General features: G+C 67.1%; 10 protein-coding genes. 7 read left to right on the top strand and 3 right to left on the bottom strand.

The window, feature by feature from the left end; genetic code table 11:
- Positions 1–202 precede the first annotated feature (202 nt).
- The 6 genes from bamA to lpxB are packed head-to-tail and all read left to right on the top strand — an operon-like array spanning position 203 to position 7,287.
- Positions 203–2,722: an outer membrane protein assembly factor BamA gene (gene bamA, locus E8M01_RS31890; RefSeq protein WP_342778648.1), complete on the top strand. Its 2,520-nt coding sequence runs from the start codon at positions 203–205 to the stop codon at positions 2,720–2,722.
- A 50-nt stretch (positions 2,723–2,772) separates the two neighbouring features.
- Entirely contained in the window at positions 2,773–3,813 is a 1,041-nt protein-coding gene (gene lpxD / locus E8M01_RS31885; protein WP_136963846.1) for a UDP-3-O-(3-hydroxymyristoyl)glucosamine N-acyltransferase, read from the top strand.
- 28 nt (positions 3,814–3,841) lie between these two features.
- Positions 3,842–4,297 carry a 3-hydroxyacyl-ACP dehydratase FabZ gene (gene fabZ / locus E8M01_RS31880; RefSeq protein WP_136963845.1) on the top strand — a complete coding sequence of 152 codons (456 nt, stop codon included), beginning with the start codon at positions 3,842–3,844 and terminating at the stop codon, positions 4,295–4,297.
- An 8-nt stretch (positions 4,298–4,305) separates the two neighbouring features.
- The gene (gene lpxA / locus E8M01_RS31875; RefSeq protein WP_136963844.1) at positions 4,306–5,142 is read left to right on the top strand and encodes an acyl-ACP--UDP-N-acetylglucosamine O-acyltransferase; all 837 of its coding nucleotides are present in this window, start codon (positions 4,306–4,308) and stop codon (positions 5,140–5,142) included.
- Positions 5,143–5,189: 47 nt separating this feature from the next.
- Complete coding sequence (locus E8M01_RS31870; RefSeq protein WP_136963843.1) at positions 5,190–6,095, top strand: LpxI family protein; 906 nt, start codon at positions 5,190–5,192, stop codon at positions 6,093–6,095.
- A complete protein-coding gene (lpxB, locus tag E8M01_RS31865) occupies positions 6,088–7,287 on the top strand; it encodes a lipid-A-disaccharide synthase (protein ID WP_136963842.1) in 1,200 nt (399 codons plus the stop codon). Before E8M01_RS31870 ends, lpxB begins: the two co-directional genes overlap by 8 nt.
- 84 nt (positions 7,288–7,371) lie before the next feature.
- Here lpxB and gltA read toward each other — a convergent pair whose 3' ends face one another.
- Both gltA and gltX read right to left on the bottom strand, forming a co-directional pair.
- Positions 7,372–8,670 carry a citrate synthase gene (gene gltA / locus E8M01_RS31860; protein WP_136963841.1) on the bottom strand — a complete coding sequence of 433 codons (1,299 nt, stop codon included), beginning with the start codon at positions 8,668–8,670 and terminating at the stop codon, positions 7,372–7,374.
- A gap of 190 nt (positions 8,671–8,860) precedes the next feature.
- Complete coding sequence (gene gltX / locus E8M01_RS31855; RefSeq protein ID WP_136963840.1) at positions 8,861–10,279, bottom strand: glutamate--tRNA ligase; 1,419 nt, start codon at positions 10,277–10,279, stop codon at positions 8,861–8,863.
- Positions 10,280–10,433: 154 nt separating this feature from the next.
- Between gltX and E8M01_RS31850 the strand changes: the two genes are divergently transcribed.
- Positions 10,434–12,701, top strand: coding sequence for a ComEC/Rec2 family competence protein (locus tag E8M01_RS31850; RefSeq protein WP_136963839.1), 2,268 nt, complete (start codon positions 10,434–10,436; stop codon positions 12,699–12,701).
- Here the strand turns inward: E8M01_RS31850 and lexA are convergent, their stop codons facing one another.
- Positions 12,702–13,388: a transcriptional repressor LexA gene (lexA, locus tag E8M01_RS31845; RefSeq protein WP_136963838.1), complete on the bottom strand. Its 687-nt coding sequence runs from the start codon at positions 13,386–13,388 to the stop codon at positions 12,702–12,704. It lies immediately after the preceding gene.
- Between the last annotated feature and the right edge of the window lie 16 nt (positions 13,389–13,404).

The following is a 13,404-nucleotide window of genomic DNA, read 5'->3' as shown; positions in this document are numbered from 1 at the left end:
GGGCGGTTTCTGGTGCGGTTTGCACTGTCCGTGAAACCGGCTACAAGCAACCCGCTCCGGGGGATTCCGTGGGTGGTTCGCGTTCGCGCGGAAACGACAAATTGAACAGACAGGCGCGTGGTTCATGACTTTTTTCGCTCGGACGGTCCGAACGGTCGTGATCGCAGGGACGGTAGTGACGTCGGGTGTGGCAGCAGCCACATTGGCAAGCACCGCTCTCTCGACAGGGGTCAATGCGCAGTCGGCGAGTTCCATCGTCGTTCAGGGTAACCGGCGGATCGAGGCCGATACGGTCCGGTCCTACTTCTCCACCGGCCCGGGTGAGCCGCTCTCGGCGGCCCGTGTCGACGAGGCCATCAAGGCCATGTACGCCACCGGGCTGTTCCGCGACGTGCGCGTCAGCCGTCAGGGCGGCCGTCTCGTGGTCACCGTGGTCGAGAACGACGTCATCAACCGGGTGGTGTTCGAAGGCAACCGGCGCCTGAAGACCGAGCAGCTGACCAACGAGATCGAGTCCAGGCCGCGCGGCACGTTTTCGCGCGCCACCGTGCAGTCGGACGTGCAGCGCCTCTACGACGTCTATCGCCGCACCGGCCGCTACGACGTGGAGATCGTGCCGAAGACCATTCAGCAGCCGAACGGCCGCATGGACCTGGTCTTCGAGATCAACGAAGGCAAGAAGGCCTCGGTCCGCGCGATCAATTTCGTCGGCAACAACAATTTCGGCCGCCAGCGGCTGCTCGACGTCATGTCGACCGGCGAGACCGGCCTGTTCTCCTGGCTCCGGTCGAACGACGTCTATGACGCCGACCGGCTCAATGCCGACCAGGAAGCGCTGCGCCGGCTCTATCTGCGCAGCGGTTATGTCGACATGCGCGTGGTGTCGGCGCGTGCCGATTTCGATCGCGCCGCCAATGCCTTCACCGTGACCATCGAGATCGAGGAAGGTCCGCAGTACCGGATCGGCACGGTCGACGTGCAGTCCAACATCCGCGACGTCGACGGCGCCGTGCTGCGTCGCATCGTCCGCACGTCGCCCGGCGGCGTCTACAATGTCGAGCTGGTCGACAAGTCGCTCGAGGACGTGACCCTCGAAGTCGCCCGGCGTGGTTATGCCTTCGCCCAGGTGCGGCCGCGCGGCGAGCGCGATCCGTCGACGCTGACCGTCAATCTCGTCTATGTCGTCGAGGAAGGCCCGCGCGTCTATGTCGAGCGGATCAATATCCGCGGCAATACGCGCACCCAGGACCGGGTCGTGCGGCGCGAATTCGATATGGCCGAAGGCGATGCCTATAATCGCGTTCTGGTCGACCGCGCCGAGCGGCGCCTGAAGAACCTCGGCTTCTTCAAGAACGTCAAGATCACCACCGAGCCGGGTTCGGCCGCCGACCGCGTCATCGTCAATGTCGATGTCGAGGATCAGCCGACCGGCCAGTTCTCGATCTCGGGCGGCTACTCGACCTCGGACGGCTTCATCGCCGAAGCCTCGGTCGAAGAGCGCAACTTCCTCGGCCGCGGCCAGTTCGTCCGTCTCGGCGGCACCTTCGGCCAGCGCACCCAGGGCCTGAACTTCTCGTTCACCGAACCCTATCTGCTGGACTACCGGCTGTCGGGCGGTTTCGACCTGTTCTGGCGGCACACCTCGGTGTCGAACTACCAGTCCTATGCCTCGACCTCTTATGGCGGCACGCTCAGGCTCGGCGTTCCGATCACCGAGAACTTCGCCATCCAGGCGCGCTATACCGCCATGTCGCAGCGGATCACGCTGCGGCAGGACCTGACCAACTGCTACACGGGTTATAACGGTAATCTGCGTCAGTACACGCTGGCGAACGGGACGGTCCAGAATTTCCAGCAGGGCGACCCGTCGATTCCTGCCGGCGCGGTTGACAACGGGCCACTCTACAATGTCGGTGGTGTTCCATCACTGACCAATCCCGGCGGCGCCGCGCTGTTCGGCTGCTTGGACGATGGCGAAGCCTCGGCTGCCTTGCGCGCGATTGACGGCCGGAGCCGCTTCATCTCGATGCTCGGTTATTCGCTGATCTATTCGAACCTCGATCGCGCCATCAACCCGAGCCAGGGCGTCTTCGCCGAACTCAGGCAGGATGTCGCCGGCATCGGCGGCGATGCCAAGTTCGTCCGGACCACCGGCGAGCTGCGCTACTATCACGACCTGACCAATGACTGGATCCTGATGCTGCGCGGCCAGGCCGGCAACATCTTCGGCTGGGGCTCGACCAAGCCGAATGGCGGCAAGCTCGACTCGATCGACCAGTTCTTCATGGGACCGGAACTGGTGCGCGGCTTCCAGACCGCGGGCATCGGTCCGCGCGACTTCGCGACTGCCGGCATGGCGGGACGCCTGCCCGACGCGGTTGGCGGCACCTCCTATTGGGGCGCTTCGGCCGAGGTCACCTTCCCGATCACCTTCCTGCCGAAAGACTTCGGCATGCGCGGCGCGCTTTATGCCGATGCCGGCGCGGTCTGGGGTTACAACAGCGTCACCGGGCTGCAGACGGGCGGCGGCGTCCTGCCGGTCAATCTGAACGACCCGTCCGGTCGCAGCTCGGCCGATCACGTCGTCCGTTCCTCGGTCGGTGTCGGCCTGTTGTGGAACTCGCCCTTCGGCCCGATCCGCTTCGACTATTCCTTCGTGCTGTCGAAGGCCCAGTGGGACCGCACCCAATTCTTCCGCTTCTCGGGCGGCACGCGCTTCTGATCCACCGCGTCCCGTGCAGACGGGGCGGGGAGATCGCAAGCAGGCTGATCATGACGGACCCGATTTTCTTCACTCCGACCGAGGCGATGACCGTCGCCTCGGTCGCGGCTTTTCTGAAAGCCCAGCTCGGGCCGGCCGGCGCCGACCGACGGCTCGACGGCGTTGCCGCGCTGGCCGATGCCGGCCCGGCCGACCTGACCTTTCTCGACAATCCGAAATATGCCGATCAACTGGCGGCGACCCGGGCGGCTGCCTGCCTGGTCACCGAACGGCATCGCGACAAGGTGCCGGCGAGCACGGTCGCGATCGTCGTCGGTTATCCGCATGCCGCCTTCGTTTCGGTGACCCGCAAGATGTTCCCGGCGGCGCTCCGGCCGCAATCGATGTTCGGTGCCCAAGGCATTTCGCCGGGCGCCATCATTCATCCGACCGCCAAGCTCGAAGCCGGCGTCATTGTCGATCCCGGCGCGGTCATCGGCCCCGGCGCGGAAGTCGGGACGGGAACGATCATCGCGGCCAGCGCGATCATCGGCCCCGGCGTGCGCATCGGCCGCGACGGCGCGGTCGGGCCGGGCGCTTCGGTGGTCCACGCGCTGATCGGCAATCGGGTGATCCTGCATGCCGGGGTGCGGATCGGCCAGGACGGCTTCGGTTTTCAGCCGGGCGCGAGCGGCCACACCAAGATCCCGCAGATCGGCCGGGTCATCGTGCAGGATGATGTCGAGATCGGCGCCAATTCGACCATTGATCGCGGCCATATCCGCGACACGGTGATCGGCGAAGGCACCAAGATCGACAATCTCGTGCAGATCGCGCACAACGTCGCCATCGGACGGCATTGCATCATCGTCAGCCAGGTCGGGATTTCCGGATCGGCGACGCTCGGAGATTTCGTCATGCTGGGCGGGCAGGTCGGGGTCAACAACCACGCGGTGATCGGCTCGGGCGCGCAGATCGCCGCGACATCGGTGGTCAAGGACGACGTGCCCGCGGGCGCGCGCTGGGGCGGCAGGCCGGCAAAACCGGTCAAGGACTGGTTCCGTGAGATCGCCACCCTGGAGCGGCTCTCGCGCGCCAAGCAGACAGATTGACGGGCTTGGAAAGCCGAGGTTTCAGGCGATGAACGACACGACCAGCATTGATTCTGCCGGTATCCAGAAGCTGATGAGCGTGCTGCCGCACCGCTATCCGTTTCTCTTGATCGACAAGGTCATCAAGATCCGCGGCGACGAATTCGGCATCGGCATCAAGAATGTCAGCGCCAACGAGCCGCAGTTCATGGGCCATTTTCCGGGCAACCCGATCATGCCCGGCGTGCTGATGATCGAAGGCATGGCGCAGACCGGCGGGGTCCTGGCCTTGCTGACCCAGGGCGGCGGCGCCGGCAAGCTCGTCTTCTTCATGACCATCGACAAGGTCAAGTTCCGCAAACCGGTGATCCCCGGCGACGTCGTCGAATATCACATGACCAAATTCGCCAAGAAGCGGAACATCTGGTTCTATCGCGGCGAGGCCTTCGTCGAGGGCAAGCTGGTCGCGGAAGCCGAATTGTCCGCCATGCTGGCCGACGCTTGAGCACCCCCATGACCGATAAGCCTGTCATCGTCGACCCGCTGGCGCATGTCGCGCCGACGGCCCGGATCGGGACGGGGGTGACGATCGGCCCGTTCTGTGTCGTCGGACCGGATGTCGAGCTCGGCGACGGCGTGACGCTGCATGCCCATGTCAATGTCTCCGGCCACACCAGCATTGGCGCGGGCTGCCAGATCCATCCTTTCGCGGCGATCGGCGGGCCGCCGCAGGACCTGTCCTACAAGGGCGAGCCGACCCGCCTGACGATCGGCGAAAATTGCATCATCCGCGAAAGCGTGACGATCAATCGCGGCACGCCCAAGACCGGCCTGACCAGCATCGGCGACCATTGCTTCCTGATGGCCTATGCCCATGTCGCGCATGATTGCCGGGTTGGCAACAATGTCGTCTTCGCCAATGCGGCGACGCTCGGCGGCCATGTCAGCGTCGGCGATTTCGTCTTTCTCGGCGGCCTTTGCGCGGTGCACCAGTTCACCCGGATCGGTGATTTCGCCATGGTCGGTGGCCTGACCGGCGCCAAGGACGACGTCATTCCCTTCGGCATGGCCTTCGGCGCCAATGGCGTATCCGGCGAGCTGATCGGGCTCAACGTGGTCGGCATGAAGCGTCGCGGCTATTCGCGCGACGACGTGAAGATGGTGCGCGCCTGCTACGAGACCCTGTTCTATGGGCCCGGCACCTTTGCCGACCGGCTGGCCGAGGCCACCGCGACCTATCGCGATCACCCCGCCGCCGGTCGCCTGATCGGCTTCATCGAGGCTGGCGGCCGGCGCTCGGTCATGATGGCGGCGCCGAAGAAGACGCGGGTGGTCGGGGCCGATGACTGACGGCCCGGCCTTTGGCGACAAGACGTGAACCGGTTGGCGTGACGACGATGCCGCAAACCGAAACCAACGATCTGCCTGCCGGCGCCACCGGGCCGGCCGGAACGGCTGCGCCGCTCGGCATCATTGCCGGCGCCGGCCGGTTTCCGCTGGCCTTGGCCAAGGCCGCAACCAGCCAGGGCCGGCCGGTTTTCGGTATTCTGCTCAAAGACATAGCCGGGCCGGAGATGGAGGCCTACCCGCATGCCTGGGTCGGCATCGGCCGGTTCGGCGCCATGCTCCGGGCCGCGCGGCGCGCCGGCTGCCGCGACCTCGTCTTCATCGGCTCGCTGGTGCGTCCCAACCTCTGGACCACCGTACCGGATATCGGCGCGCTGCGCATCCTGCCGGAGATGCTGAAGCTCTATCGTGGCGGCGACGACCATCTGCTGCGCGGCGTCGCCGGCCTGTTCGAACGCCAGGGCTTTCGGCTGCTGGCGGCACAAGAGGTTGCGCCCGAGCTGCTGATGCCGGTCGGGCCGCTGGCGCGGCGGGTGCCGAACCACCAGGACCTCGTCGATATCAGCCAGGCCCTGGCGGCGATCCGCGCGCTCGGTCCCTACGATGTCGGCCAGGGCATGATCATCGGCGCGAAACGCGTCGTGGCGGTGGAGGGCGCGGAGGGCACCGACGGCATGCTCGAGCGCTGCGCCGCGATGCGCGCCTCGGGCCGGCTGAAATGGACCGGCAATAGCGGCATCCTGGTCAAGGCGCCGAAACCCAATCAGGATCACCGCATCGACATGCCGGCCATTGGTCCGGCAACCGTCGAGAAGGCCGCGGCGGCGGGCCTGCGCGGCATTGCCGTGGTCGCCGGTTCGACGCTGATGGTCGAACCCCAGGAGATCGTCCGGCTCGCCGACAAGCACGACCTGTTCGTGGTCGGTGTCGACGCCGAAGAGCGCGCCCATGGCTGAGACGTCCCGCCCGCTCGATGTCTTCGTGATCGCCGGCGAGGAATCCGGCGACCAGCTTGGCGCCCAGCTGATGGATGCCCTGTCGAAGCTGACACCGGGCGGCGCCCGCTTTCGCGGCGTCGGCGGCCCGCGCATGGCCACCCGCGGGCTTGCCTCGCGCTTTCCGATGTCGGAGATCGCCCTGTTCGGCATCACCTCGATCATCGCGCATATCCCGACCATCCTGCGCCGGGTGCGCGAGACCGTCGAAGCCTTGAATGCCAACCCGCCCGACGTCCTGGTGCTGATCGATTGTCCGGGGTTCAACCGGCGGGTCGGCCGGGCCATCCGCAAGATCCGGCCGGATATTCCGACCGTCTTCTATGTCTCCCCGACGGTCTGGGCCTGGCGGCCGCGGCGCGCCAAGGAGATGCGCGCCTATGTCGATCATCTCCTGGCGCTGCTGCCGTTCGAGCCGGCGATCCACGCCAGGCTCGGCGGTCCGCCGACCACCTATGTCGGCCACCCGATTTCCGAGCGTATTGCCGATATCAGGCCAAACGCCGCCGAACAGGCGCGCCGCACGGCAGCCCCGCCGCGCGTGCTGGTGCTGCCCGGCAGCCGGCGGCTGGAAATCCAGCGCCTGTCGCCGCTCTTCGCCGGCACCCTGGCGAAGGTCCAGGACATGCTCGGGCCGATGGACCTGGTGCTGCCGGCGGTGCCGCATCTGCGCGGATTGATCGACCAGACCATTGCCGACTGGCCGGTCAAGCCACGTGTCGTCGATACCGAGGCCGAGAAGTTCGAGGCCTTCCGCACCGCGCGCGCGGCGCTCGCCTGTTCGGGCACCGTCACGCTGGAGCTGGCGGTGGCCGGCATTCCCCAGGTGGTGGCCTATCGCACGGGGTGGCTCGAGGCGCAGATCGCACGCCGGCTGATCACGGCGGAGACCGCGGTGCTGGCCAATCTGGTGCTCGGCGAGAGCGTCGTGCCGGAGTTCCTGCAGGAATACGGCTCGGTCGAAACCGTCGCGCCGGCGCTGGCCGCAGTCATCGCCGACACGCCGGAGCGCCGGAGCCAGCTCGACGCCTTTGCAAGGCTCGACGCCATCATGGCTTTTGACGGCGAGGACCCCAGTCTGAGGGCAGCCAAGGTCGTGCTCGAGACGATCGAGGCCAGGCGGCCGGCCGGCGCGGGACGCGCCGCGGCCTGAGACATTCTTGGAGCCTGATCGCCTCGAAATGAAAACGGGGCGCCCGAAGCGCCCCGTTCAATGCCATGCTTAGTCGGCTCAAGGTCACTTCCGCCGGGAGATCGGCACGAAGTCGCGGCGCGAGGCGCCGGTATAGAGCTGGCGCGGCCGGCCGATCTTCTGCTCGGGATCCTCGATCATTTCTTTCCACTGGGCGATCCAGCCGGCGGTGCGGGCGAGCGCGAACAGCACGGTGAACATGGTGGTCGGGAAGCCCATCGCCTTCAGCGTGATGCCCGAATAGAAGTCGATATTCGGATAGAGCTTCTTCTCGATGAAATAGTCGTCATGCAGGGCGATGCGCTCGAGCTCGATCGCGACGTCCAACAGCGGGTCGTCCTTGATGCCGAGTTCGCTGAGCACCTCATGGCAGGTCTTCTGCATGATCTTGGCGCGCGGGTCATAGTTCTTGTAGACCCGGTGGCCGAAGCCCATCAGGCGGAACGGATCGTTCTTGTCCTTGGCCTTGGCGATGAATTTCGGGATGTTGTCGACATGGCCGATCTCGCCGAGCATCTTCAGCGCGGCTTCGTTGGCGCCGCCATGGGCGGGGCCCCAGAGGCAGGCAATGCCGGCCGCGATACAGGCGAAGGGATTGGCGCCCGACGAGCCGGCAAGGCGCACGGTCGAGGTCGATGCGTTCTGCTCATGATCGGCATGCAGGATGAAGATGCGATCCATGGCGCGGGCGAGCACCGGGTTCGGCTTGTAGTCCTCGGCCGGCACGGCGAAGCACATGTTCAGGAAGTTCGACGAGTAGTCGAGATTGTTCTGCGGATACACGAAGGGCTGGCCGATCGTGTATTTATAGGCCATGGCCGACAGGGTCGGCAGCTTGGCGATCAGGCGGATCGACGACACCATGCGCTGGTGCGGATCGGCGATGTCGAGCGAGTCATGATAGAAGGCCGACAGCGCGCCGACGGCGGCGACCATCACGGCCATCGGATGGGCGTCGCGCCGGAAGCCCTGGAAGAAGCGCGACATCTGGTCGTGCACCATGGTGTGGCGCGTGACGCGATAGTCGAAATCGGCCTTCTGGGCAGCCGTCGGCAACTCCCCGTAGAGCAGCAGATAGCAGGATTCGAGGAAGTCGCCGTGCTCGGCGAGCTGCTCGATCGGGTAGCCGCGATAGAGCAGGACGCCCTCGTCGCCGTCGATATAGGTGATCTGGCTCTCGCAGCTTGCGGTCGAGGTGAAGCCGGGATCGTAGGTGAACATGCCGGTCTGGGCATAAAGCTTGGCGATATCGACCGTCGAAGGGCCGATCGTTCCGTCGGAAACCGGGAACTGCACCGTCTTGTCGCCGAAGGTCAATGTGGCCGACTTAGCGCTGGCGGACATGGGCAACCTCTTGAATTTCCACAACGATTATGGTGTGCACGCGCGAAATGACCAAGTCCGGCCAGCCGACGGGCTATGCCCGATCCGATAGCCCCTTTTTGAAAGGCCGGCAAGCGCCGGTCCCCCGCGTGAGAACTACCTACGACGCAGGTATAAGACCGGCGTTTTGGCGCGTGCCAGGAGGTCCGGATCAGCCGATCGCTTGATCCGCGATCCGGGCCAGGCTTTCGTCGCGGCCGAGCACATCGAGCACGTCGAAAATCCCAGGTGACGTGGTACGTCCGGTGAGCGCCACGCGCAACGGCTGGGCCAGTGCGCCGAGCTTCACACCTTTGGCATCGACCTCTGCGCGCACCGCCGCATCCGCCGCCTGGGCCGACCATTCCGGCAGGGCGGCGAGCCGCTGGTGGATCGCCGCGAGATGGGCGCGCGCGTCGCCGGTGAGGATCGCCGCCGCCTTGTCTTCCATCGGCAGCGGCCGCCTGGCGGTGATGAAGGCCGCGCCGTCGATCAGCTCGAGCACGGTCTTGGCGCGCTCCTTCAGGCCGGGCATGGCTTTCAGGAGCTGCGCGCGGGCCGCCGGCGTCAGGCTCGCGGCGATCTCGGCGCCCTGCGGGATATGGGGCAGGACGTCGTCGATCGCCTGCATCAGCCTGGCATCGTCGGCGTTGCGGATATAGTGGCCGTTGGTCGCTTCGAGCTTGGCGAAGTCGAAGCGCGCCGCCGACCGGCCAACCGACGACAGGTCGAAGGCCTCGATCATCTCTTCGGTCGAGAAGATCTCCTGGTCGCCATGGCTCCAGCCGAGCCGCACCAGGTAATTGCGCAGCGCCTCCGGCAAATAGCCCATGGCCCGATAGGCGTCGACGCCGAGCGCGCCGTGCCGCTTCGACAGTTTCGCCCCATCAGGCCCGTGGATCAGCGGGATATGGGCCATGGCCGGGACGTGCCAGCCCAGCGCCTCGTAGATCTGGGTCTGGCGGGCGGCATTCGTCAGGTGGTCGACGCCGCGAATGACATGGGTGATGCCCATGTCATGGTCGTCGACGACGACGGCATGCATATAGGTCGGCGTGCCGTCGGAACGCAGCAGCACCAGGTCGTCGAGATCCTTGTTGGGGATCACCACGCGGCCCTGGACGAGGTCGTTGACGACAGTCTCGCCGTCCTGGCGCGCCCTGAGGCGGATCACCGGCTTGACGCCGGCCGGCGCTTCGGACGGATCACGGTCGCGCCAGCGGCCGTCATAACGCGGCGGCCGGCCTTCCTTCATGGCGAGCTCGCGCATGGCGTCGAGCTCCTCCGGCGTCGCGTAGCAATGATAGGCCCTGCCGGCGGCCAGGAGTTCACGGGCCACCGCCGCGTGCCGCTCGGCGCGCGAGAACTGGTAGATCGTCTGGTCGTCCCAGGCGAGGCCGAGCCAGGACAGCCCGTCCAGGATCGCGCCAATGGCCTCCTGGGTCGACCGCTGGCGGTCGGTATCCTCGATCCGCAGCAGCATCTTGCCGCCGGTCTTCTTGGCATAAAGCCAATTGAACAGCGCGGTACGGGCGCCGCCAATGTGCAGGAAGCCGGTCGGGGAGGGGGCGAAGCGGGAGACGACCGTCATGATTCATCCGAGGACGACAGAGTGCGCGGGCTCGCGATAGTCTTGATATCGCGAGGGGCGTGGCTGTAGCACGCCCGGCACGGTTTGGGGAACCGCGATTGCCTGCCCTTTGTGGCGGCGCGAAGGCGGCGAACAACCAGCCGAGGGGGCTGACGTGAGGGCGCGCGCGCAAGCAATCGCCGCGGCGATCGGGCAGGGCGTGAGACCGGCGGCTGCCGGCGGTCTCGGCGCGCTGTTCGACGGCCTGAAAGAACGGGTCGTCGGATGGCTGGCGCTGGAGCAGGAACGCGGCCGGGCCTTCCTGTTCCTGCCGGTCGGCTACGGCGCCGGAATCCTGCTCTATTTCTCGGCCGCCGACGAGCCGAGCCTGTGGGGGCCCTTCGTGGCGACGGCCCTCTTGGCGCTGCTTGCCTATCGCTTCAGGGACCGGCGCCTGGCCTTCCTGGTCGCCACGGCGCTTGCCTCGGTCGCCGCCGGCTTTGCCGCCGCGACCGCTCGCACCGCGATCGCGGCCCATCCGGTGCTGGGCGCCGAGACCGGCTCGGTGACCATTTCGGGATGGGTCGAAGTCTTCGAACGGCGCGAGAACGGTGACCGGCTGACCCTGCGCATCGTCCGCGCCGAGCCGGCGCTCGCCCAGCCGCTGCAGCGGGTGCGGGTCACCAGCCGGGTGGCGACCGGTGTTCAGACCGGCGCGGCGGTCAGCCTGATGGTCCGGCTTCGGCCGCCGGCGGATCCGCCCGGGCCCGGCCTTTATGATTTCGGCCGCGACGCGTTCTTCAACGGCATCGGCGCCAGCGGCTTCGTCATTGGCCAGGTCAGGCGGATCGAGCTCGGCGAGGCGCCGCTCGGCGTGCGACTGAGGACCCATCTCGACCGGGTTCGTTCGGCCATCAGCGAGCGTATCCGCGCGGCCATTCCGGGCCATGCCGGGGCGGTGGCCGATGCCCTGGTCACCGGCAAGCGCGACGGCATTCCCGAGGGGCTCAACGAGGCGATGCGGGCGGCCGGCACCTATCACATCCTGTCGATCTCCGGCTTTCACATGGCTCTGGTCGCGGCCCTGGTGTTCGTCGCGGTGCGCGGCTCGCTGGCGCTCATTCCGTCATTGGCGCTGAACCGGCCGGTCAAGGCCTGGGCGGCGTTCGCAGCCCTTGTCGTCTCGACCTGCTATCTCGTCATTTCCGGCGCCGAGGTGGCCACCCAGCGGTCCTGGATCATGATCGCGGTGGTGCTGATCGGCGTCATGCTGGGGCGCGGCGCGCTGACGCTCAGGACCTTGGCGCTGGCCGCGCTGCTGGTGCTCACGCTGGCGCCGGAAAGCCTGCTCGGGCCGAGCTTCCAGATGTCGTTCGCCGCGACGCTGGCGCTGGTCTCCGGTTACGCCATGCTGCGGCCCTGGGCCGAGCACCATGCCGGCGACAGGCGAGGTTTCGGGCGCGCCCTGCTGGCGATCAGCAACGGCGTCGCCGGCCTCGCCATGAGCTCGTTCGTCGCCTCGCTCGCGACCACGCCCTATGCGGCCTATCACTTCAACCAGATCCAGCTCTATGGCGTGCCGGGAAACCTGCTCGGTGCGCCGATCGTCGAATTCCTCACCATGCCGCTGGAGATCATCGCGCTGCTGCTCTGGCCGCTCGGGCTCGACCGGCCGGTCTGGGCGCTGGCCGGGATGAGCATCGACCTGTTCATCAGGGTGGCCGAATGGGTCGCGTCCTGGCCCGGCGGCAAGGTCGCGGTTCCAACCTTCGGACCGCTCGCCCTGGGACTTCTGTCGATCGGGCTGATCTGCCTTGCCATGCTGTCGACGCCGCTCAGGCTCATTGGCGTGCCCGTGGCGGTCCTCGGGCTCACCGTGGCGCCGCTGCGCGAGCGGCCGCTGATGGCGATCGATGCCGAGGGGCTGACCGTCGCGGCACGTGGCACCGACGGGCGCTTGCGGGCCCTGTCGCCGCGCGCCAACCGTTTCGCGCTGCAACGCTGGCTGGCGGCCGATGCCGACCAGCGGCTGGCCTCCGACCAGTCGCTGATCGCCGGCGTGATCTGCGACGCGATCGGTTGCGCGATGGCGCTGCAAGGCGGCGGCCGGGTCGCTTATGCGCGGGATCCGGAGGCGCTCGCCGATGATTGCCGCGAGGCGCGCCTCGTCGTCACGCGTTTTCCCCCACCGGCCGACTGCAAGGCGACGGTTTTGAACCTGCGCGGCCTTGCCTGGACCGGCGCGATCACGCTGTTTGCCGCCGAGGGGGGCTATCGGATCGAGGTCGGGCGCGATCCGGCAAGCCAGCGGCCGTGGTTTCGCCCGCGTCCGGCGGGCGCGCCGGTGCCGCTGCTCAGGCGGCCGGGGCCAGCAGCGGACCCCGCCACACCGCAGCCGGCTGCGGAAGGTCCCGCGCCGGACGAATTCGAGCCGGACCGCTGATCAATAACGCCGGATCAGCCCGACAAGCTTGCCTTGGATGCGCACCCGGTCCGGTCCGAGAACCCGGGTCTCATAGGCCGGATTGGCGGCTTCGAGCGCGATCGACGTGCCGCGCTTGCGCAGCCGCTTCAAGGTCGCTTCCTCGTCGTCGATCAGGGCGACCACGATATCGCCGGTCTCGGCGGAATCGGTCTTGCGGACCAGCGCCAGGTCGCCCTCCAGGATGCCTGCCTCGATCATCGAGTCGCCACGCACCTCGAGGGCATAATGTTCGCCGCGGGTCAGCATTTCCGGCGGCACGGAGATCGTGCTGGTGCGGTTCTCGATCGCCTCGCGCGGTACGCCCGCGGCGATCCGGCCCATGATCGGCACCGACACCGGCATGACCGCGTCGTCGTCGGCCGGACGTCCCCGGCCAAGCGAGCCTTCGATGACGCTCGGCGCAAAGCGAGCCCGCCCGGGACCTGCCGACTGCTCGGGCTGCTTGATGACCTCGAGCGCGCGCGCCCGGTTCGGCAGGCGGCGGATGAAGCCACGCTCCTCGAGCGCGGTGATCAGGCGATGGATGCCGGACTTGGACTTCAGGTCCAGCGCCTCTTTCATCTCGTCGAACGAGGGTGGCACGCCGCTTTCCTTCAGCCGTTCTTGAATGAAGCGGAGAAGTTCGTGTTGCTTGCGTGTCAGCATCGGGTGTTTGCCCCTG

The organism is Phreatobacter stygius, assembly GCF_005144885.1.
In the GTDB taxonomy this organism is placed as follows: Bacteria; Pseudomonadota; Alphaproteobacteria; order Rhizobiales; family Phreatobacteraceae; genus Phreatobacter; species Phreatobacter stygius.
Note: the sequence above shows the minus strand (reverse complement) of the source record. Positions and strands in the feature narration are given on the sequence as shown.